The sequence below is a fragment of the Ureibacillus acetophenoni genome (assembly GCF_900220965.1).
Classification (GTDB): domain Bacteria; phylum Bacillota; class Bacilli; order Bacillales_A; family Planococcaceae; genus Ureibacillus; species Ureibacillus acetophenoni.
On sequence record NZ_OBQC01000009.1, the window covers coordinates 115813 to 136439 of the forward strand.

Annotated in this window: 23 protein-coding genes; 10 read left to right on the forward strand and 13 right to left on the reverse strand. The window is 34.3% G+C overall.

Annotated elements, in window-relative coordinates; translation table 11 throughout:
• Positions 1 to 296: 296 nt before the first annotated feature.
• Complete coding sequence (locus tag CRO45_RS12680; protein ID WP_097150019.1) at positions 297 to 533, reverse strand: YuzB family protein; 237 nt, start codon at positions 531 to 533, stop codon at positions 297 to 299.
• Positions 534 to 778: 245 nt separating this feature from the next.
• Here CRO45_RS12680 and CRO45_RS12685 point away from each other — a divergent pair, with 245 nt between their 5' ends.
• Complete coding sequence (locus CRO45_RS12685) at positions 779 to 1852, forward strand: NAD(P)/FAD-dependent oxidoreductase (RefSeq protein WP_097150020.1); 1074 nt, start codon at positions 779 to 781, stop codon at positions 1850 to 1852.
• Between the two features lie 58 nt (positions 1853 to 1910).
• Here CRO45_RS12685 and CRO45_RS12690 read toward each other — a convergent pair whose 3' ends face one another.
• Complete coding sequence (locus tag CRO45_RS12690) at positions 1911 to 2237, reverse strand: YuzD family protein (protein WP_408057145.1); 327 nt, start codon at positions 2235 to 2237, stop codon at positions 1911 to 1913.
• A gap of 87 nt (positions 2238 to 2324) precedes the next feature.
• On the opposite strand from CRO45_RS12690, the gene CRO45_RS12695 reads away from it, so the two are divergent.
• Positions 2325 to 2561 (forward strand): NifU family protein, encoded by a 237-nt coding sequence (locus CRO45_RS12695; protein ID WP_097150022.1) that lies wholly within the window; start codon positions 2325 to 2327, stop codon positions 2559 to 2561.
• A 66-nt stretch (positions 2562 to 2627) separates the two neighbouring features.
• Here CRO45_RS12695 and CRO45_RS12700 read toward each other — a convergent pair whose 3' ends face one another.
• Positions 2628 to 3323 (reverse strand): DUF2225 domain-containing protein, encoded by a 696-nt coding sequence (locus CRO45_RS12700; RefSeq protein WP_097150023.1) that lies wholly within the window; start codon positions 3321 to 3323, stop codon positions 2628 to 2630.
• A gap of 158 nt (positions 3324 to 3481) precedes the next feature.
• Here CRO45_RS12700 and CRO45_RS12705 point away from each other — a divergent pair, with 158 nt between their 5' ends.
• The 4 genes from CRO45_RS12705 to CRO45_RS12720 all read left to right on the forward strand — a co-directional run bounded on the left by CRO45_RS12705 (position 3482) and on the right by CRO45_RS12720 (position 7117).
• The gene (locus CRO45_RS12705) at positions 3482 to 3859 is read left to right on the forward strand and encodes a HesB/IscA family protein (protein WP_097150024.1); all 378 of its coding nucleotides are present in this window, start codon (positions 3482 to 3484) and stop codon (positions 3857 to 3859) included.
• Positions 3860 to 3980: 121 nt separating this feature from the next.
• Entirely contained in the window at positions 3981 to 4484 is a 504-nt protein-coding gene (locus CRO45_RS12710; protein WP_097150025.1) for an NUDIX domain-containing protein, read from the forward strand.
• Positions 4485 to 4654: 170 nt separating this feature from the next.
• Positions 4655 to 6454, forward strand: coding sequence for a carbon starvation CstA family protein (locus tag CRO45_RS12715; protein ID WP_097150026.1), 1800 nt, complete (start codon positions 4655 to 4657; stop codon positions 6452 to 6454).
• A gap of 333 nt (positions 6455 to 6787) precedes the next feature.
• Entirely contained in the window at positions 6788 to 7117 is a 330-nt protein-coding gene (locus CRO45_RS12720) for a YuiB family protein (RefSeq protein ID WP_097150027.1), read from the forward strand.
• Positions 7118 to 7175: 58 nt separating this feature from the next.
• Here the strand turns inward: CRO45_RS12720 and CRO45_RS12725 are convergent, their stop codons facing one another.
• Positions 7176 to 7652, reverse strand: coding sequence for a divergent PAP2 family protein (locus tag CRO45_RS12725; protein ID WP_097150028.1), 477 nt, complete (start codon positions 7650 to 7652; stop codon positions 7176 to 7178).
• A 148-nt stretch (positions 7653 to 7800) separates the two neighbouring features.
• Between CRO45_RS12725 and CRO45_RS12730 the strand changes: the two genes are divergently transcribed.
• Both CRO45_RS12730 and CRO45_RS12735 read left to right on the forward strand, forming a co-directional pair.
• The gene (locus CRO45_RS12730) at positions 7801 to 9324 is read left to right on the forward strand and encodes a leucyl aminopeptidase (protein ID WP_097150029.1); all 1524 of its coding nucleotides are present in this window, start codon (positions 7801 to 7803) and stop codon (positions 9322 to 9324) included.
• 82 nt (positions 9325 to 9406) lie between these two features.
• Complete coding sequence (locus CRO45_RS12735) at positions 9407 to 9616, forward strand: hypothetical protein (protein ID WP_097150030.1); 210 nt, start codon at positions 9407 to 9409, stop codon at positions 9614 to 9616.
• Between the two features lie 273 nt (positions 9617 to 9889).
• Here CRO45_RS12735 and mnhG read toward each other — a convergent pair whose 3' ends face one another.
• The 7 genes from mnhG to CRO45_RS12770 are packed head-to-tail and all read right to left on the reverse strand — an operon-like array spanning position 9890 to position 15648.
• Positions 9890 to 10255 carry a monovalent cation/H(+) antiporter subunit G gene (gene mnhG, locus CRO45_RS12740; RefSeq protein WP_097150031.1) on the reverse strand — a complete coding sequence of 122 codons (366 nt, stop codon included), beginning with the start codon at positions 10253 to 10255 and terminating at the stop codon, positions 9890 to 9892.
• Positions 10239 to 10520 (reverse strand): Na(+)/H(+) antiporter subunit F1, encoded by a 282-nt coding sequence (locus tag CRO45_RS12745; protein WP_097150032.1) that lies wholly within the window; start codon positions 10518 to 10520, stop codon positions 10239 to 10241. Before CRO45_RS12745 ends, mnhG begins: the two co-directional genes overlap by 17 nt.
• Positions 10517 to 10996 (reverse strand): Na+/H+ antiporter subunit E, encoded by a 480-nt coding sequence (locus CRO45_RS12750; protein ID WP_097150033.1) that lies wholly within the window; start codon positions 10994 to 10996, stop codon positions 10517 to 10519. The genes CRO45_RS12745 and CRO45_RS12750 overlap by 4 nt, the downstream gene beginning before the upstream one ends.
• Position 10997: 1 nt before the next feature.
• Positions 10998 to 12488: a Na+/H+ antiporter subunit D gene (locus CRO45_RS12755; protein WP_097150034.1), complete on the reverse strand. Its 1491-nt coding sequence runs from the start codon at positions 12486 to 12488 to the stop codon at positions 10998 to 11000.
• The gene (locus CRO45_RS12760) at positions 12481 to 12822 is read right to left on the reverse strand and encodes a Na(+)/H(+) antiporter subunit C (RefSeq protein WP_097150035.1); all 342 of its coding nucleotides are present in this window, start codon (positions 12820 to 12822) and stop codon (positions 12481 to 12483) included. The genes CRO45_RS12755 and CRO45_RS12760 overlap by 8 nt, the downstream gene beginning before the upstream one ends.
• Positions 12822 to 13244 (reverse strand): Na(+)/H(+) antiporter subunit B, encoded by a 423-nt coding sequence (locus CRO45_RS12765; RefSeq protein WP_097150036.1) that lies wholly within the window; start codon positions 13242 to 13244, stop codon positions 12822 to 12824. Before CRO45_RS12765 ends, CRO45_RS12760 begins: the two co-directional genes overlap by 1 nt.
• Positions 13231 to 15648: a Na+/H+ antiporter subunit A gene (locus tag CRO45_RS12770; protein ID WP_097150037.1), complete on the reverse strand. Its 2418-nt coding sequence runs from the start codon at positions 15646 to 15648 to the stop codon at positions 13231 to 13233. The genes CRO45_RS12765 and CRO45_RS12770 overlap by 14 nt, the downstream gene beginning before the upstream one ends.
• Positions 15649 to 15818: 170 nt before the next feature.
• Here CRO45_RS12770 and CRO45_RS12775 point away from each other — a divergent pair, with 170 nt between their 5' ends.
• On the forward strand, positions 15819 to 16382 hold the full coding sequence (locus CRO45_RS12775; protein WP_097150038.1) for a DUF5366 family protein: 564 nt from the start codon (positions 15819 to 15821) through the stop codon (positions 16380 to 16382).
• 272 nt (positions 16383 to 16654) lie between these two features.
• Here the strand turns inward: CRO45_RS12775 and CRO45_RS12780 are convergent, their stop codons facing one another.
• Both CRO45_RS12780 and CRO45_RS12785 read right to left on the reverse strand, forming a co-directional pair.
• Positions 16655 to 18505, reverse strand: coding sequence for a transglycosylase domain-containing protein (locus tag CRO45_RS12780; protein ID WP_097150039.1), 1851 nt, complete (start codon positions 18503 to 18505; stop codon positions 16655 to 16657).
• Positions 18506 to 18631: 126 nt separating this feature from the next.
• Entirely contained in the window at positions 18632 to 19870 is a 1239-nt protein-coding gene (locus tag CRO45_RS12785) for an MFS transporter (protein ID WP_097150040.1), read from the reverse strand.
• A gap of 168 nt (positions 19871 to 20038) precedes the next feature.
• Between CRO45_RS12785 and CRO45_RS12790 the strand changes: the two genes are divergently transcribed.
• Positions 20039 to 20626: a peptidylprolyl isomerase gene (locus tag CRO45_RS12790; protein WP_097150041.1), complete on the forward strand. Its 588-nt coding sequence runs from the start codon at positions 20039 to 20041 to the stop codon at positions 20624 to 20626.
• Position 20627: the final 1 nt, after the last annotated feature.

The window sequence follows — 20627 nt, forward strand, 5'->3', positions numbered from 1 at the left end:
TTTCATCAGAATCTCATCACAAACTGGTCCTGATTATCCTTATCAAAACCAATTTATCGGAATCCCTGCACAAACTGGTCCTGATCGACCTTATCAGAACCAATTTCATCGGAATCTCATCACAAACTGGTTCTGATCGACCTTATCAAAACCAATTTCATCAGAATCTCATCACAAACTGGTCCTGATTGACATTATCGAGGCCGCCTATCCGCAAAAAAACAAAAGACGATCCAAAACCAACAACTGGTTTCGAATCGCCTTCCTTTTTAGAGCCAATAAAAAGCCCCAATATGTTAAAACAGAGGGTTTTCCTCTATATACTGATAAATCTTTTTTGTTAACTCTTCAGGTGTGTCTGCTTCTACAATGTCCCCATTTACGAGGGCATATAAACCGTTGTCACAAACAGTACAGTAGCTTAAGCAGCCGTATTCAAGAACATCTATATTTGGATCGTTTTCTAATATTTCATAGGTTTCTTGTGCACCTTTTGCTAGATTACTAATACAAAATTCTACTAGTGGATTCAATGGAGTTCACCTCATCAAAATGCTACTCTGTTTTTCTAGTTTCGTCAATCTATCAGTTTCGAACACAACTCAGAAGTTTTTCCCATACCTGCTAAAAGTAAAGTCACAACTAGTGCTTCTAGAATAAGATATTGTATAAACATTTTTGTGAAGATTTTCACAAAAGATATTGTGAAAATCTTCACAATGGGCTATACTCAGATGTGTATTATTTGTGAACAGCACAAAAATAGAGGGAGAGTTATATGAAGAACTTAGTTTTATTAGGTGGAGGTTATGGGAACATGCGAATGTTACTACGTTTGCTACCAAATAACTTCCCGGAAGACACGATGATTACATTAATCGATCGAACACCATTTCACAGTTTGAAAACGGAATTTTATGCGTTAGCAGCAGGAACATCTACAGACAGAGAGGTTCGTGTAGATTTTCCGGAACACCCAAGATTAGAGCGAATCTATGGTGAAATTACTAAAATTGATACGAAAGAAAAACTAGTTTATTTAGATGAAGATCGTGAAATTCTATATGATGATTTAGTAATTGGGTTAGGTTGCGAAGATAATTATCATGGTGTTCCAGGAGCGATGGAACATACATATAGCATTCAAACGATTGCAAAATCACGTAATACGTTTGAAAAACTTTGCGGTCTTCCTGCGGGTTCAACAGTAGGAATTGTTGGTGCAGGTTTAAGTGGGATTGAATTGGCGAGTGAATTACGTGAAAGTAGAGCAGATTTAAAAATTAAATTATTTGACCGTTCACATCGTATATTACGCGATTTCCCTGAAAAGTTAAGTAAGTATATTAAAGAATGGTTTGAAAAAAATAATGTGGAAGTAATTGCTGAATCCAATATTACAAAAGTTGAGGAAAATGCATTATACAATCACGATCAAATCATTCATGTTGATGCTGCCGTTTGGACAGCTGGCGTTCAACCGGTAAAAGTGGTAAGAGAAATTGAAGATATTGAAAAAGATTCAAAAGGCCGACCTATTACGAATCAATATTTCCAATTAGTTAATGATGAGCATGTATATGTCATTGGAGACTGCGCTTCATCTGATCTACCACCAAGTGCACAACTTGCAGAAGAACAAGCAGAACGAGCTGTAAGAGCGTTAAAAGCACGTTTTAAAAACGAACCACTTCCAGAAACAATGCCTGAAATCAAAATGAAGGGATCTTTAGGTTCTCTAGGTAAAAAACAAGGATTTGCCCTTGTTATGGATATGGCAGTAACAGGACGTATTGCGCGTTTAATGAAATCTGGTTACCTTTGGTTTTATAAACGTCAAGTTGATCTATAATAATGAAATAAGGGGTTTTCTAGAACTATCTAGAAAACCCCTTTTATGTAAATTTGCTTTACTCTTCAGAAACAAACCCTAATTTTTCTAAAGCATTAAATACAGGCTTAATTTGAATGTATCCTTCACCGATTACTTCATCATTAATAAGTACTAAAGGATAGAAGTATTCATCATTTTGAAGGCGTTCAGCCCATTCTTTATCACGCTCATCAGTTAGTGGTTGTTCAAAGTCGATATATCGAATCGTAAACGGTTGATTTGGATATTTACGACTAATAGCTGCCTGTAGCCATTCATATGTATCTTTAGACGATGGTGCATTTACACAACTTGCACAAATGACATCTGCTCCAAACACTTCTATTATTGGTTTATTTTCCATGATAAATCTAACAACCTTTCTAACTTATATATTGGATTTTTTCACTTGTTCACATTATAATGATTTTAATGAAAGGAGTCGAGGGAAATGACAGAATTAGAACAAAAACAACAAGTACAAGAAGTTTTAGATAAATTACGTCCATTCTTATTACGCGATGGTGGAGACTGTGAATTAGTAGATATAGAAGATGGTATCGTTCGTTTACGTCTTTTAGGAGCTTGCGGTAGTTGCCCAAGTTCTACAATTACATTAAAAGCAGGTATTGAACGTGCACTTTTAGAAGAAGTACCTGGAATTATTGAAGTAGAGCAAGTATTCTAATTACCAACAGTTTGGCTGTCTAATTTGTAATCAATTAGGCAGCCTTTTTCTCATTAAACGCTTTACTTAATTTGTCCTTACTTTTTCACGTTCTTCGCGAACGAGTTGCCATTGTTCTTTTGCCATTTCAATTAATTTCGCTTCTCCACCAATGCTTTGTTTTTCAATTACTTTGGAGAAGAATCGAGTTGCATTTTCTAAGTCATTTATTCTACGGGAAAGTTCCGCTATCAAATACATAATTCGTACACTAGACATCTGTGTACCCGCATAATCTTCCACAGAGAAGGATTCAATGTAATAATCACGGGCCATTTTCATAAAACGGTTTTCTTGGTCTTCATTTTCTAAAGAACGATACATCCAAGCAAGTCGAAGGGATAAGCCAGCGAGAGAAACGAATTTTTCCTTTTTAATTGTTCCACATACTAACGCTAGCTTATATGCTTCAATAGCTTTAGAAATGGTTCTTTCACCATTAAAATCGTGTTTAACCCATTTTTTTGTAATTTGCTCTTCAATTACCTGACGTACACCTGGTGCAAAATACTTTGAGAAATCTTCTGTGAAAGAAAACCCACAATGCTCACAAACGAACACGTTATAATAAAGGCCAATTACGTTAGGATCACTGTATATAGGGCGAAAATCTGTATCCGTTTTATCAATTTTTATAAATTTCGAACGTACTTTATAAGACGGGAATTTCTTACTACAATAAATGCATTCAATCTGTTTTTCATAGAACGGTGTAATTTCCATAATTTACACTCCTTCATATACCAATCTATATGACTATTATAACAGCAATTTTATTTTATATGTGAAGCAAAGTACCTATTTTTGAATAAGCAGTATGGTTGTATTAATAAGCAAAAAATTGTTATCATATATGTAGCAGAAGAAGGAAGGTGACAGGGATGACAAGTGAAAAGAAAGTAGTTAATTTAACAGAAGCAGCAGCTTTTCGTATTAAAGAGATGCAAGAGCATAACGAAGAACAAGGTTCATATTTACGTGTTCTTGTACACGGCGGTGGATGTAGTGGATTGTCATATGGCATGAATTTTGACCAAAATTTAGATGAAGAAAAAGATTATACAGATGAACAACACGGCATCAAAATTCTTGTTTCCCGTGAAGATGCACCAATCATAACGGGAACAAAAATTGACTATAAGCAATCACTTATGGGTGGCGGCTTTACAATCGACAATCCGAACGCTATCGCATCTTGCGGTTGTGGAACTTCATTTAGAACAGCAAAAGTAACAGGTACGCCTGAAGTTTGTGAATAATTAATAATAACAAGACAAATAGAACTCATCCTTTTAATTTAATGGATGAGTTTTTCTATTGTATAAATTCATAAAATGTATAATAGAGATAAGGAAATATTGCAAAGGGTGAGTTGTTAGAATGAAAAAGGATCGAGGGAAAGTTTGGTTAGGGGTTGCAGGGGTAGTCATTAATTCTGAAGGAAAATGGCTTGTGGTGAAAAAAACATATAGTGGCTTAAAAGGAGTATGGTCATTACCAGCTGGATTTGTGAAATTTGGTGAAACTGCAGATGAAGCTGTTGTGCGTGAAGTAAAAGAAGAGACGGGACTAGATTGCGAAGTGACAGGGTTAATCGGATTACGGACAGGTGTTATTAGACATGAAATTAGTGATAATATGGCGATTTTCTACTGCCAGCCAATGGATGAACACCAATCCTTCACTATTCAAGAAAAAGAGATTTCCGAAGTGAAATGGTTAACTGTAGAAGAACTTGTACACGGCGGAGAAGCTTCTGTAATGTTAAGAGAAATGGCTAGCCATGAACTGAAAAATCATCAGTTAATGAAAAATGAAGGAATAAACCCTGGGGATGTATTTGAATATTCTTCCTATAAACTATTTTTCAATAAAGGAATATAACATATTGAATTCATTACTATTTATTAATTTTTATTAAATTTTACTTATTGCATAGAAACTTTCATAGACTCATATCTTATGAAAAAGTGCTCGAGCAAACTTTTACTTATCAAAATTTAGTGTAGATGTATAGTCAGTGTCTAATTATTAAGGTAAGATCGGAGGTTGCTGTGAACGCATTATCTATTGTAATAGGTGCGATTTGCGTACTTGTTATAGGATATCGTTTATATGGATATTTCTTCACTAAGAAAGTATTACGCTTAAATGAAAAAGAATATACACCTGCACATGAGTTCAAGGATGGTAAAGACTACGTTCCTACTAATAAGTGGGTTGCTTTTGGTCACCATTTCGCGGCGATTGCTGCTGCCGGTCCTTTAGTAGGTCCAGTGCTTGCTGCACAATTTGGTTATTTACCTGGACTTCTATGGTTACTAATAGGAGCTGTAATTGGTGGGGCTGTACATGATGCAGTTGTGTTATTTGCTTCCATGCGACGTAAAGGGAAATCGCTATCAGAAGTAATGAAAGAAGAACTCGGACCAGTAGCTGGATTTTGTACAGGTCTAGCGATGTTGTTCATCATTACAATAACAATGGCTGGACTGTCAATGGTAGTTCTGGGCGCATTAGAACGTAACCCTTGGGGAACGTTTGCTGTTGCGATTACAATTCCAATCGCGATGCTTGTTGGGATTGCATATAAGAAAACAGGTAATTTAGTAAGAACATCGGCAGTTGGTTTTATTTTATTAATGATTGGTGTCTTTATTGGGCCGATGATTCAGGGTACGGCTTTAGGTGATTTTTTAACGTTTGACCGTGATACATTAGCAATTATTCTACCTGTTTATGCGTTCTTTGCAGCTGCACTTCCTGTTTGGTTCTTATTAGCACCAAGGGATTATTTAAGTAGCTTTATGAAAATTGGTGTGTTTATAGCGCTAATTATCGGGGTGTTTATTGTAAACCCTGTTATTCACTTCCCAGCAGTAACGGAATTCGTGTACGGTGGAGGACCGATTATTGCAGGTCCGGTCTGGCCGTTTGTATCTATTACAATTGCCTGTGGTGCGATTTCAGGGTTCCATGCATTTATCGGATCTGGTACAACACCAAAAATGTTAAATCGTTGGGAAGATATTCGTGTCGTTGGCTTTGGTGCAATGTTAGTTGAAAGTTTAGTAGGGGTCATGGCATTAGTAGCAGCGACATCACTACTACCAGGAGATTACTTTGCAATTAATGCATCACCTGCAGTATTTGCAACGCTAGGAATGGAAACTACGAACCTAGCATCATTATCACAAACTATAGGTATGGACTTAGAAGGACGAACAGGTGGAGCTGTTTCGTTAGCAGTCGGGATGACACAGATCTTTATAGGAATTCCTTGGTTTGCAGAAATGGCATCGTTCTTCTATCAGTTTGTCATCATGTTCGAGGCTGTATTTATTTTAACTGCGATTGATGCAGGTACTCGTGTAGCACGTTACCTCATTCAAGACTTCTTGGGAGATGCGTTTAAGCCGTTGAAACGGACGGATTGGTTACCCGGGAACCTTTTTGCAAGTGCTCTAGCCTGTGTTATGTGGGGGTATTTATTGTACTCAGGTGAAATTGGAACAATATGGGCATTATTCGGTGTATCTAACCAATTAATGGCTTCGATTGGTTTAGTGTTAGGGGCTACAGTCATCCTTAAAATGGCAACGAAACGAATCTATGTGTTAACTTGTATCATACCGTTAATGTATCTATATATTACCGTCAACGTAGCGGGTGTGTGGATGATAGTGAATGTATATTGGAATAGTGATGCAGGCGGTTATTCTACTTTAAACGGTATATTATCAATCATCATGCTAATTCTAGGTCTAATTATTGTTGTAACTGCAGTGAGAAAGTGGAAGAAGCTTTGGAATAGCCCAAGGTTTGTTAATGGCAGGGCTATCAGAGCGGTATAATTAATAAACTGGCGTACTCTACTTTGAGTACGCTTGTTTTTTATTGGGAATGAAAATTTCAATTTTGTCTATTACCGAAATTGCCATACGACTTATCCAAAATTATGTGCAATTTGCACTTAATTTTAAATAAGTCGTATCCAGATTTCGCCAGAGGATCAATTTTAAATTTTGAAATTCGACTGGCCATTCGGTTACCTTAAATAAACATTAACTTTAGATATTTTATTCATACTCTGGTCATCACAAAGCCGACTCACTCTCTACTTTTCTATTTGAAAGCGTTTCATATATAGGTTACACTAGTTAAGAGAAAATCGGAGGTATACATAGATGAGTGGTTCAGTTTCCATAGTTCAATTAATAATATCAATCGTACTATTCTTTGTTATGTTCTTTGGTATTGGATTTTTATTAAACATGCTTCTACGTATGACATGGTTAATGGTAATTGTTTACCCAATCGTTGTCATATTTATCATTGATGAAGTTAGTTTCTTAGATTACATATTTAAAGCAGGTACAGCTTTCCCTGCGTTATGGGATAAAATTCTCTCATTACAAGTTGTTGATATTGCAATTTTAGTTGGGGGATTTGCAGGGGCAATCGTTGCTGGAATTGTAATCTTGTTTTTACGAAAAAGCGGTTACCGGATGTTTTAACGATTTCCACAACTTTAATGAAGAAAAAAAGTGCTATCGTTTTTCGATGGCACTTTTTTTAACCAATAAAATTGTAATAAATGATAGCGATCAGTATCCCTGTAACGGCACCTGATAATACTTCACTAGGCTTATGACCTAATAATGTTTTTAGTTCTTCGTGTTTCTCTTCTTGAGATTTGTCTGGCCATCTAGAGATTTCTTTAAAAAATACATGTAAATCATCTCGTATTTGGTTCAGCGCTGCAGCATGTTGTCCAGCTTGGTAACGAACACCACTTGCATCATACATGACAATCCCAGCAAACATTGCGGCTACTGCGAAGGTAGGGGAGCTTAAGCCGGTTTCAAACCCAACTGCAGTTGCTAAACTTGTTACAGCAGCTGAATGAGAACTTGGCATACCGCCTGTTGATGTTAATAGCGACCAATTCACCTTTTTCGTAAGAACGAAATGAATAGGAACTTTGATGAATTGTGCGAACAGAATAGAAAATAATGCTAATAATAAAGGTGTATTCTGTAATAATGCCAAAACGAAAAATCCCTACCTTTCTTATTTTATAAAATAAAGTATAGCATAATTATCTTTTAAGAAATAACAGATTCTTCATTAAATTCACTTTATATTATTGTAAATTTCATTTATGTTATAAAATAGGAATTATGGGAGGAGTTCAAAAATGAAAATATTAAAAGAAACAAAAGCGTTTGAAACTGTAACATCTGAATTACTTATTATTGGCGTAAGAAAAAATTCGAATCAAGTAAAAGGATGGGAACAGTTTATTTCCTTTTTTGGAGATTCATTTGAAGAATTTATCAAATCAGGAGATATTGATACTGGCTCAAAAAAATTAACGAAAATTCCTGTTATTACGTCGAATCAAAATCTAAAAAGAATTTTATTTGTTGGATTAGGTGACCAAAAAACATTAACTGACCAAATTCTAAGAGAAACATTTGGTTTAGTTGGGAAAGAATTAAAGAAATTAAAAGCAACAAACATCTCAATTTGGCTGGAATCATTTACAGCTGCACCAATTGATGAAAACGACATTGCCTTTTTATCTGCTGAAGGAATTGGAATGGGATATTATACAATCCCTCACTATAAAACAACATCAAATGAACCTAACACTTACATTGAGTCAGTTGAATTTGTAACAGAAGCGGATATTGATGAACTTGTTGCAAGTTTCAAGGTTGGGAAAGTATATGCTGACTCAGTAAATGAAGCAAGAAGTTTAGTAAATAAACCACCAAATCTTCTAACAGCACCTGACCTTGCAGATTATGCTGTTGAACTGGCTAAACAATATGATTTCGAAGTTGAAATTTTAAACAAAGCTGAACTTGAAGAGCTTGGAATGGGTGGAATTTTAGCGGTTAACCGTGGATCTTCTATTGAACCACGATTAATTACATTAAAATATAAAGCAACAGAAGAGTGGGATCAAGTTGTTGGTTTAGTAGGAAAAGGTGTCACTTATGATACAGGTGGTTACTCTATTAAACCGAAAGCAAGTATGGTCGGCATGAAAGGTGATATGGGTGGAGCTGCTGCAGTTCTAGGAGCAATGAGAATTGTTGGTGAAACAAGACCTGACCAAAATGTTGTTGCTGTAATCGGTGCAACAGATAATATGATTTCAAGTGATGCGATGAAACCAGATGATATTATTACTACCTATAGTGGGAAAACAGTAGAGAATTTAAATTCGGATGCGGAAGGACGTCTTGTATTAGCTGATGCAGTTACTTACGCAAAACAACAAGGAGCTAATTACTTAATTGACGTAGCAACTCTTACTGGAGGAGTAATCACTGCATTAGGTTTCGATAAAACAGGAGCTCTTTCAAATAACGAAGCATTTTTCGATGCATTTATCGAAGCAAGTATCGAAACAGGCGAATTTGTTTGGGGTATGCCGTTAACAGAAAACGATAAAAAACGAATTCGTAAATCTGATGTTGCTGATTTAAACAATTCACCAGGTAGCGATGGTCATATGATTTTTGGTGGCGGATTTGTAGGGGAGTTTGTAGAAAACACTCCATGGATCCATCTAGACATTGCTGGAACTTCTGATTCAAAATCAGGAAATGATATAGGTCCAAAAGGTGGAACAGGTGTGATGGTTCGTACAATGGCAACATTTATAGAACGATTCCAAGAATTACAACAAGAACGAAATAGTTTTTAACTAGTCACTAAAATCTTAATAGGCAACTGCATAACTACTCTTCCTTTTCTAACATATGTTACAAAAGAAAAGGAGGAATAGTATGACAAATTATTATAGAGGCGGCTATGGAGGCGGCGGCTATGGTTTTGGTTATCCATTTTTAGGTGGATTACTAGGCGGATTTCTAGGTAATGTTCTTTACCCAGATAATTATCGTTATCCACATTACTACAGACCACCGTATTATAGACCTTATCCGTACCAACCATATTATCACTATCCTAGAAGACATCATAGAAGATACTATTAAAATGAAGCGCGACATGTTCGCGCTTTTTTCTTTTCAATACGAATTGTATTGAAAAGGAAAACAGGGAATAGTGATAAGAAAGAATTATTAAAAACTATTATACAAGCTCATCTTTAAAGTATTGATATAGAGTAAATCTTTAACTAATTTGAAAGATACTATTGAAATGAAAGTTAGGATTCGTATCTTCGTTAAATAGCTAAATGTAATTAAAAAGGAGCATCTATTTGATGCTCCCTAGAAATGACAAGCGCAGAAAAAACGCTTCTTTGTTTATATTTTTTTATTTTTCAATTTTCCCTTAAATTCCTCTTTTAAATCGTCGCGAACTGTTCCTGACCAAGGTTTAACTCCTGCAATATACGAAGACCGGCTCATTATATGAGCACCAACCGGACCAGTAATGAATAAGAATACGACACCTAAGAGAATTCCAGGGTTAAAATGATTTTCATTTAACCAAAAGTGAAAAAATACACCTAATAGAATACACATAACGCCTAAAGTTGAACTTTTGGATGCTGCATGTGATCTTGAGTACAAATCAGGTAAACGAACAAGACCAATTACTGTTACAACGATAAACAATAGACCAACAGATATAAAAAATATAACTAGAGTATTAGCGAGAATCGTCACGAGTAATAATATCCCCTTTCTCTATAAATTTAGAGAAGGCTACTGTCCCAATAAAAGATAAAATTGCAAGCAGTAAAATAATTTCTAGGAAGAAATTAGTACCTACTAAAATTGAAAATAATCCTACAATACAAATTAATGTTATACCTAGTGCATCTAGAGCGATAACTCGATCAGAAGGTGTTGGGCCTTTTACTACACGATAGGTAAGAGCAACCATTGAAATTGCAATAATTACAATAGCAGTCCAAATAAAATATGTCATGAGCGGGACACCTCCAAGATTGCCTTTTCAAAGGAGTTTTTAATCGAATCAATTGTTTCATTAATATCGTTACTATCAATTACATGGATAAATAACGATTTGTTATCATCTGATACATGCACAACGACAGTACCTGGTGTTAAGGTAATTAAACTTGATAACAGTGTTATTTCCCAATCTTCTTTTAACTCAGTATCGTACTTAAAAAAGGCAGGTTGCATTTGTAATTTTGGTCTTAAAACAAGTATCAGTACAGAAATATTGGCTAATATCAATTCTTTTATAAAAAGAAAGATTAATAATATAACTGACCAAACTCGTCCGATATATAATCGAGTTTTAAAAAACCTTCTAAGCGCTACTATTGAAAGTAATCCCAATAAGTAACCTATAACGAAACCTGATGGTGAATAGTTAGATGTTAAAAACATTAAAAGGAAAGCTAAAAATATATTCAATAATATTTGAAAGGACATATTAGTTTCCTCCTTTCAACACTGCATCAGTATAAATGGACGGATCGGATAATAATTTTGCTGCATCATCTATAAACGGAACAACGAATTCAGTACCAACTCCATACAGAATTGAAATAAATACTAATAGTACTGTAGGGTAGAACATAATGTTGTATGTTGTTTTATTGATATTGTTTGAAACCTGTCCCTGTTCACCCCAAAATGCATAGATAAAGATTCGAATTACTGATAGTAAAACGACAAGACTAGAGGCCAATATGAAAATACTTGACCAAGTATTTCCTGCCTCGAAACCACCTTGTATAATTAAAAGCTTACCGATAAAACCACTCAAAGGAGGGACTCCTGCTAAGCCTAGGGCGGCGATTAAATAGAACCAACCTAATGCTGGATAGTTTTTCATTAATCCACCCATTTGCCTTAGGTTTGTCGTTCCAGTTATATATATTACAATGCCTATTAACATAAACAATGCAGCTTTAATAATCATATCATGGACTAAATAGAAAACCGCCCCTTCAAGAGCCGCTTCATTCATTTGTGCAACACCAAATAAAATAACTCCTACTGCAATCACAATATTATAAATAATAATCTGTTTTACATCAAAATGAGCTAATGCGCCTATACTTCCAGCGATAATTGTTAGAATCGCAAGTACAAGTAGTAACTCATGAGTAAAGGCTAAATCATGGGTAAAGAATAGTGTATATGTACGCATAATCGCATAAACCCCAACTTTTGTTAATAAAGCACCGAACAAAGCAAGTACTGGTATTGGGGGTGCTGCATAAGCGTTTGGTAGCCAAAAATAGAGTGGGAATATTGCTGCTTTCATACCAAATACCAATAAGAATAGGACAGCAATAACTGTAACAATTCCAGGTTGGTTAATTTCAGCAATTTTCACTGATATATCGGCCATATTTAATGTCCCAACTACTGAATATAGATAAGCGACTGTAATAACGAATAACGCAGAAGAAATTACATTTACTAATATATATTTAATGGATTCTCTTAGTTGAGATTTTTCACCACCAAGTACGATGAGTAAGTAAGAAGCCATTAAGAGGACCTCAAAAAATACAAACATGTTAAAAATATCACCTGTAGTAAATGCTCCATTTACCCCAGTAAGAATAAACATTACACCAGGATAATAGAAGAAACGTTCACGTTCCTTACCAATGGAACCAAAGCCATACCAAACGATAAAAAATGCGATTACAAGAGTTGTTAAGACTAGCAACGCGGATAACATATCTGAAACCATAGTTATACCAAACGGTGCAGGCCAACTACCAAGTGTCAATGTTTGAGGACCATTTTCTTTTACATTAAACAGTAGAGCAAATGCACAAATGATCGAAATGATTAACCCTAATATTGTTGTTATTCGTTGATATTTCAAATTCTTTTGACCAAACATTAAAATCATTGCAAAGAAAAATGGAATGATGATAGGTAACAAAAGAAAGTTATTCATGATCTTCACTTCCTTTCATTTGAGTCATATCATCCGTCTTCAACTCTTGGTACGAGCGATATGCCAATACTAGAAAGAATGCAGTTACACCAAAACTAATAACAATAGCTGTTAATATTAACGCTTGTGGGAGTGGGTCAACATATTCTGTTACTCCATCTGCTAACACAGGGGGGTTATTTCCTCCAAAACCACCCATAGTTATAATGAGTAAGTGAGCCCCATGACTTAATAGTCCAGTTCCAATAATAATTCTAAGTAAACTTCTTGAAAGAATTAAGTAAATGGCTGCCATAAATAAAAATCCACAAACGAATGCCATAATAATTTCCATTATTCATCATCCCCTATCGTTTGAATAATGGTCATCGTAACACCAACAACAACCAGATAAACACCTAAATCGAACAAAGCTGCAGTATGTAGCGATGTTTTTCCGAACAAAGGCAAATAGAAATAATCAAAAAAGTGTGTGAAAAACGGCTGTTCAACAAACATTGAAATTGCAGCTGTTCCTAAAGCTAAAATCAAACCAATTGCAACTACATAAATATAGTTAATTGGAAGAAGTTTATGAACCGTATTTAAATCAAATGCAATAACTAATAATACAATTGCACTTGCTGTTACAAGTCCCCCAACAAATCCGCCACCAGGTGTATAATGTCCTGCAAAGAAAATATGAACAGCAAAGAAGAAAATAATGAAAAATACGATCTTTGCAGTGAATTGCAATATGACGTTATTTACTTTCATAATTTTTCTCCTTTCTGCTTAAACGTAATTTAATCATTGCGAAAATGGAAATGCCTGCAATTGCTAATACAGCTATTTCAAACAAAGTATCGAAACCTCGGTAATCAACTAAAATAACGTTTACTATATTTCCTCCACCAGCTTCAGTGTAAACAGTTTCTTTGTAGTAGTTAGAAATAGATTCTATAAACTTCTGTGAGTGACTTGATAAGGCAACAAGTGTCACCATTACCCCAACAGCAATTGATATAAAGGCTCTACCAAACTTAAAACGTGTACGTTCCTCTACTTTTGAGAATTTTGGTAAGTGGTAAAAAGCCATCAAGAATAGTGCTACTGATATCGTTTCAATTACAAGTTGTGTTAGTGCCAAATCAGGTGCGTTAAATATGACAAAGAATAGAGAGACAGTATATCCAACTGAACCTAATGCAATAATTGAAGTTATCCTTGATCTAGCGAATACAGTAGTAAGTGTTCCGATAACTAAGACAACAATAAGGATTACTGCATATAAATGAATTGGTGAAGAACCTTCAAATGTAACTGAAAATGCATTTTTTACAATAAGTGTTCCAATGACGATCAATGGAATCGCTGTAAACATATAACCTAAGTACTTACGGATAGAACCCGTCATATATAATTTTGAAAAACGTGTCATCCAAGAACCTAATAATTCATTAATCGTGATGTCATATAAACGATTTAAAGTAAAACGTTCAGGTAGAATACTATATAACTTTTGCCACTTTGATAATGTAAGGAATAGTAGTAAACCAACGATAACAATTCCAATAGTCATAAATAATTCAGGTGTAGGGCCATGCCAAGCCGATACATGAATATTGACATCATTAGGACTAGTATATAAAAATGGTTGAATAGCAACTACAGCTGGTTTAACAAACGTATCCGTAACAATATTTGGAATAAAGAATATTGTTACAACAAGGCCAGCTAATATGACAGGTGAGATTAACATACCAATTGGTGCTTCATGTGGCTTAGTAGGCAATTGATCGACATTAAGCTTTCCTGTAAATGTCTTAAAGACAAAGTAAAAGCTATAAATAAATGTGAACACACTTGCAATCCAAGCAACAATTGGAAATAGTGGTGCCCATGTCGAGAAATTAAATAAATCAAATTCTGTAACGGAAAGCATAGCCGTTAAGAACATCTCTTTACTTAAGAAACCATTAAACGGAGGTAATCCAGCCATAGAGAAACTTCCTATTAATGCAACAGTAAAACTTACTGGCATCAGGCTCATCAATCCACCTAATTTACGAATATCGCGAGTACCTGTTTCATGATCGACAATACCTGCAATCATGAACAAACTTCCCTTAAATGTAGCATGGTTAATAAGATGGAAAATTGCTGCAAATGCTGCATATTTAAACACAGTATCTTCTGCACCGTCAACATGATAAGCGATTGCACTAACACCTAGTAATGACATTATTAAACCTAATTGACTAACCGTTGAAAAAGCAAGAATTCCTTTTAAATCTGTTTGTTTTAAAGCAAAAAATGAACCCCAGAATAATGTTAACAATCCAATTCCAGCAACTAACCATATCCAAGCTTCAGATAATGCGAATACTGGAGTAAACCTAGCAACTAAATAAATACCTGCTTTAACCATTGTTGCAGAATGCAAGTATGCACTGACAGGTGTTGGCGCTTCCATAGCGTCAGGTAACCAAATATAGAATGGGAATTGGGCAGATTTCGTAAATGCGCCAAGTAAAATTAAGATGAGTGCAATAATGAATAGATCATTAGTTGCTAGTTGAGGAGCTTGTTCGATTAATGCACGTATAGAAAATGTTCCGCCCATTAAAGAGAGTAGAACAAATCCTCCAAGCATAAGCATTCCACCAGCCACTGTAATCATCATTGACTTAAGGGCTCCAAAACGTGATTTATCACGATTAAACCAATACCCGATTAATAAGAAGGATGAAATAGACGTAAGTTCCCAGAATAAGTAAAGTGTAATCATATTATCAGATTGCACTACGCCTAACATCGCAGACATAAAGATTAATAAGTAAATATAGAAATTATGAAGTTGCTCTTTTTTACGATTTAAATAGAAGATTGAGTAAAGAACAACTAATGCTCCAATTCCAGATATTAATAATGAAAATAATAAACTTAACCCATCAATATAGGATACAAAAGATATACCAAGTGATGGAATCCAATTTAACTGCTCAATAATAGTTTCGCCTTTTGAAATAACTGGTATAAAAGTTGTGTAGTATATAACTAAAAATAGTGGAACTAACAAAACAAACCAGCCAGTATGTACATTTCGAATCTTCTTAAAGAAAAAAGGCATAAAAAAGGCAGCTATTATGGGAATGAAAAGACATAATATTTGTAACAAAATAAATAATCCTCCTTTCTCAATTTAAAGAAAAAAATTTCCGAATAGTTTAAATTATACTGTAAATAGTTTAAATATGCACTTATATGTTCCAAACTAACTTGATAGAATTAATAATTGATATGATATGATAATTGTATAGAATTGAAAGAATGATAAGGACGCTTTAAATGAAAAATCCATATTTGTATGGTTATTTACCATTATTCACTATTATTTTATTTAGTTTATCTTTTGGAATTTTTACGGTTAATCGAATTTTACCTGTTTTATCTTCTATAGGTGTTTACGCTGGAATGAGAGAATTTTTATCTGATTTAGAACTTCGTGTATTTTTATTAATCGTCCTTTCATTATGTTTTTTTATGCTGTTTTCAGCTTTAAAACTAATCGGACAAACAATACATGAAGTGGGGATGTTATTTTTTTCTAAAGATAAAATTGGTGAAACGATGAGTGCTGCGCGAGGAGGATATGTAATTTTCTTTTTCGGCTCTTTACTTTCAGTATTAGGCATAGCATCTGTTAATATTTTAATGGCAGTATTTGCACTAACTGTATTTGTATATTTTATCTATACAATCTACAAAATGAGTCGATTTATGAGTATGGCTGGCATGATAGGACTTATAATCTTTGAAATACTTTTTTGGTCACTTTTTATTACATTAATACTGTATATATTACTCAGACTTTATAATGGGATTTTAGCAAGTTTACCATTTGCAAATTAATAAAAGGCGCCTTATCTTTACTTAGGTAAGGTGCCCTTTTTACATTGTTTATGAATGAATAAATTTAAATATGTTTTAAATATGTAATGATATTTAGGTTGTTTATAGAAATATTTTTAACGGTATATGACATAACAATCGAAGAAAAAAAGCAAAATGCTATTTGAAAGGTAGATACAATTCCATAAAGAGTTCTGCTTGATTACATAAAAAAAGACCAAATTGAAATGTTTCCATTTTGGTCGTTGGTTAATCTAAATTTACTTTTGTATTCAATGCATAATCGCATTAAATATTTTGTAATGGATTTGATCGTCTTCAAGATAGTACATATTCTTAGGTTGATCAAAGCCAATCCATACAGCTGAAGTATATTCATCGGTTAAACCGGCTAGCCAATAATCTCTGTAATCGTTGGTCGTACCTGTTTTTGCGCCAATATAGGATGTATTGGAATACAAACCAACACCTGTCCCACTACGGACTACTTCACTTAGTAATGAACGCATATATTGAACTGTGTGAGGGGACCAAATCGTTTCTTTTTCCTGTGGCCAGCTGTATAGAATATTACCTTCTAAATCTGTCACTTTCCGTATACTATGAGCTCTTTTGTAACTTCCATCTATAAAACTACTAAAAGCGTCTGCCATTTCTAAAGTAGAAACTCCGTATGTTAACCCACCTAATGCAGCTGCATAGGAGTGATCTTGATCTACTAAAGAACTGAATTGAAAACGATCTAAATATTGAAAACTCGTTTCAATACCAACTGAATTTAATAAACGAACGGCAGATGTGTTGTAACTATGTTTAAAGGCTGTGGTAATACTGACATTGCCATAGATTGCACCGCCATAATTTTGAGGACAAAAATTACCAATACATATTGAACCACCACTCACAATAGAGCTAGGTTTGTAATTTGTTGTTTCAAAAAGTGGCGCATAGACAATTAAAGGCTTAAAAGAAGAGCCCGGTTGTCTTGTTGCTTGAAATGCTCGATTGAATTCAAACTTTTTATAATGTTTACCTGCATATAAACTAACGATTTCCCGGGTTTGATTATCAATAACGACCGCACTAGCTTGAAGATTATTTGGCCAAAGAAGTGAATCAATTTTTTGTTGGTCTTCTTCTTGCTTCACCGCATCTAGCGCTGTATGAATTTCAATACCCGAATCTAATACCTCTTTATAACGTGTTTCAATTTCCTGTAAGAAAGCTTTACGCTCATCATCGCTTTGAGCTTGTTCTAACTTCATATCAAGCCCTTCTTTGTAAGCAATTAACCATTTTAATTCTTCTAACACGTATGTACTATAAGCAGGATGTTGTGCTATTTTCGATTTTAAAGTTAAAGTTATTTTTTCTTGTTTATAAGTAGTAGCTTCCTCTTTTGGAATGATATTATTTTCTGCTAGTATATCAATTAATCTTTCTTGTCTAGCTTTTGTATTTTCAAAGTTAGTCAACGGGTCGTATAGGGACGGGTTGTTTGGAATTGCAGCGATAAACGCCATTTGTGCAATTGATAATTGTTCCAATGGTTTTTGAAAATAGTAGGTGGCAGCTGATCCAATTCCGTAAACTTGATTTCCGAAATACATTTCATTTAAGTACATTTCTAGAATAGACTCTTTGTTATATAGTTGCTCTAATTTATAAGCATAATAGAGTTCCATTAACTTTCTTTCATAGGTTTTTTCTGTCGTTAAGTAACGTAAACGAACAAGCTGTTGTGTAATTGTACTACCACCTTGTTCAATGGATTCGCTTGAAGTATTTACAACAAAAGCCCTTGCAATGGCACTTAAGTCAAAACCAATATGGCGATAAAATTCTGTATCTTCACTTAAAATGTAGATTTGTTTAATAATTTCAGGAACGTCCTCTAGTTGTATAGGCTCTCGCCACTCCACATATTCTTCGTTAAAAACATTTCCATTACGATCAAACATCTTAGCAGGCAATGTACTTTTAATTTCAGGAAGTTGGATGTCTTCATTCAATTGGTTTTCGTATACCGAAAAAGTGGCAAACTCATTTACTAAACCATTTCCTAAAAGTAAAAGGATAGGAATAGTAATAACGATAATAATTACGCCTACTAACTGTTTCATGACCTTGAGCCCCCAAGAAATTTTCCTCTATTCGAAAGAATACCATATTCATGGTGGCTTTTGGACAGCCTCACTAAAGAAAAACTAGATTTCAAAGGAACATTATTAATTATTAATTATTAATTATTAATTTGAATCATTTAAAGTCTTACTATGGTTTTTAAGGATATCTTCCATATATTGCTTTGGTAATTTACGAATGTAATAAATGATAGCTGATGCAATAAAGAATAATAATCCCGTTAGGTAAAAGACTGTAGAAATGGCTGCAATACCACTGATAATACCACCTAAAACAGGACCGATTATATTACCTAAAAATCGAAAACTTTGGCTATAACCCATAATTTCGCCTTGAATTTCAATAGGTGCTTCCCGTCGTAAAAGTGCAGTTGTTATTGGTATTAAACCTCCAGCAAAAATCCCATAAAATAATCTTAAAATAATCAATTGCCATAAAGAGGTTACAAAAGCTTGTGGAATGATGACGATAAAGCAAACAAATAGTAACACCACTAGCACTTTTTCATATCCAATTTGATCTGCTAAACGTCCAAAATATCGAGAAAATAACAGATTTCCAACTCCTGCAGCACTAAATGCAACTCCAGATAATAGGGCAACCTGCTCGGAAGTAGTTAAATTTGAAACATATAAAGAAAGTAGCGGTTGAATACTGAAATTCCCTACTTGAATTAGTGTAGTAACTAACATGACATTGAAGGTTAAGCGGTGATGAAATATTGTCCATAATACATTTTTACGCGAATAAATAGAATTTCTAGATTTTTTAATAATTTCAGGTTCATGTACTGAAAAGATAATTAATAAAGCTGCAATAGAAATTGCAATAGCCGTAAATATAAATGTATAGTTAAATCCAACTTGGTCTGCTAAAGCTCCACCAATGACTGGCCCAAATAATGTTCCACCAACACTCCCCATTTGAAGTGTACCAAGAGTTTTACCAGCTATATTTTTTGGTGTGTGTTTACTGATAAAAGCCATAGATGTTGGTATAAATCCAGTCGTTATTCCCATAAACAATCTTAAGATGAAAAATTGTTCTACATTATTTACATAGCCCATTAAGAAAATACTCGTAGCGATACCAAAACAGTTAATAATCATTATAGGTTTATATCCATACTTATCGGCAACCCGACCCCAAATAGGTGACATTATAAACGCTGTTACGAATGTTGCACCAAATATTAAACCAGCCCATGTTTGTACATAATTATCAGAGAAGTTACCAAAAGTCTCTATATATAACGATAAAAAGGGCATAATCATTGTCGTCGAGCCAGCAACAATGAAGTTTGCTATTAGTATAATGACAAAGTTATGTTTCTGATTTTTCATCAACTTTTCACTTCTTTCGACTACTGTTAAAAATTAGTATTCATATATTATACATTAATTGCATGTTAAAAACGTTAGAAAGCATTATTAGCGAAAAAATAAACCTTCTATGATAAACTTAAGCGTAGTAAAGAAACAGTAGACTTTTACAAATAAGGAGAGAACATTATGTTTCCACAATTATCGAAAGAATTAAATTCGGGTGAAGTACTAGTTGAAATGAACACAACTTTAGGTTCTATTAAAATTAAACTTTTCCCAGAGCATGCACCAAAAACAGTTGAAAACTTCCTAGGCCATGCAAAATCTGGTTATTATAACGGAATTATTTTCCACCGTGTTATTTCTGATTTTATGATACAAGGTGGAGACCCAACTGGAACAGGTATGGGTGGAGAATCGATTTGGGGTGGATCTTTCGAAGACGAATTCAGCCAAGAACTGTTTAATCTTCGCGGTGCATTATCTATGGCAAATGCGGGGCCGAACACAAATGGATCTCAATTCTTTATCGTTCAAATGCAAAATGTACCAAGTAATATGATTGCTCAAATGGAACAAGCAGGATACCCAAAAGAAGTAATTGAAGAATACGCACGTGTTGGTGGAACACCATGGTTAGACTTTAAACATACAGTATTCGGCCATGTAGTTGAAGGTATGGATGTTGTTGACAAAATTGCGAACGTCGAGAAAAACATGAGTGATAAACCACTAGAAGATGTTAAAATAGAATCAATCACTGTTAGTGAATAAT

Excerpts from the sequence above, each read along its gene's own strand:
- CRO45_RS12765 (WP_097150036.1), bottom strand. The coding sequence starts at position 13,244 with ATGAAAGTAAATAACGTCATATTGCAATTCACTGCAAAGATCGTATTT.
- CRO45_RS12775 (WP_097150038.1), top strand. The coding sequence starts at position 15,819 with ATGAAAAATCCATATTTGTATGGTTATTTACCATTATTCACTATTATT.
- CRO45_RS12750 (WP_097150033.1), bottom strand. The coding sequence starts at position 10,996 with ATGTCCTTTCAAATATTATTGAATATATTTTTAGCTTTCCTTTTAATG.
- CRO45_RS12705 (WP_097150024.1), top strand. The coding sequence starts at position 3,482 with ATGACAAGTGAAAAGAAAGTAGTTAATTTAACAGAAGCAGCAGCTTTT.
- CRO45_RS12730 (WP_097150029.1), top strand. The coding sequence starts at position 7,801 with ATGAAAATATTAAAAGAAACAAAAGCGTTTGAAACTGTAACATCTGAA.
- CRO45_RS12755 (WP_097150034.1), bottom strand. The coding sequence starts at position 12,488 with ATGAATAACTTTCTTTTGTTACCTATCATCATTCCATTTTTCTTTGCA.
- CRO45_RS12785 (WP_097150040.1), bottom strand. The coding sequence starts at position 19,870 with ATGAAAAATCAGAAACATAACTTTGTCATTATACTAATAGCAAACTTC.
- CRO45_RS12735 (WP_097150030.1), top strand. The coding sequence starts at position 9,407 with ATGACAAATTATTATAGAGGCGGCTATGGAGGCGGCGGCTATGGTTTT.
- CRO45_RS12700 (WP_097150023.1), bottom strand. The coding sequence starts at position 3,323 with ATGGAAATTACACCGTTCTATGAAAAACAGATTGAATGCATTTATTGT.
- CRO45_RS12745 (WP_097150032.1), bottom strand. The coding sequence starts at position 10,520 with ATGACATATTTTATTTGGACTGCTATTGTAATTATTGCAATTTCAATG.
- CRO45_RS12780 (WP_097150039.1), bottom strand. The coding sequence starts at position 18,505 with ATGAAACAGTTAGTAGGCGTAATTATTATCGTTATTACTATTCCTATC.
- CRO45_RS12710 (WP_097150025.1), top strand. The coding sequence starts at position 3,981 with ATGAAAAAGGATCGAGGGAAAGTTTGGTTAGGGGTTGCAGGGGTAGTC.
- CRO45_RS12790 (WP_097150041.1), top strand. The coding sequence starts at position 20,039 with ATGTTTCCACAATTATCGAAAGAATTAAATTCGGGTGAAGTACTAGTT.
- CRO45_RS12760 (WP_097150035.1), bottom strand. The coding sequence starts at position 12,822 with ATGGAAATTATTATGGCATTCGTTTGTGGATTTTTATTTATGGCAGCC.
- CRO45_RS12720 (WP_097150027.1), top strand. The coding sequence starts at position 6,788 with ATGAGTGGTTCAGTTTCCATAGTTCAATTAATAATATCAATCGTACTA.
- CRO45_RS12695 (WP_097150022.1), top strand. The coding sequence starts at position 2,325 with ATGACAGAATTAGAACAAAAACAACAAGTACAAGAAGTTTTAGATAAA.
- CRO45_RS12685 (WP_097150020.1), top strand. The coding sequence starts at position 779 with ATGAAGAACTTAGTTTTATTAGGTGGAGGTTATGGGAACATGCGAATG.
- CRO45_RS12690 (WP_408057145.1), bottom strand. The coding sequence starts at position 2,237 with ATGGAAAATAAACCAATAATAGAAGTGTTTGGAGCAGATGTCATTTGT.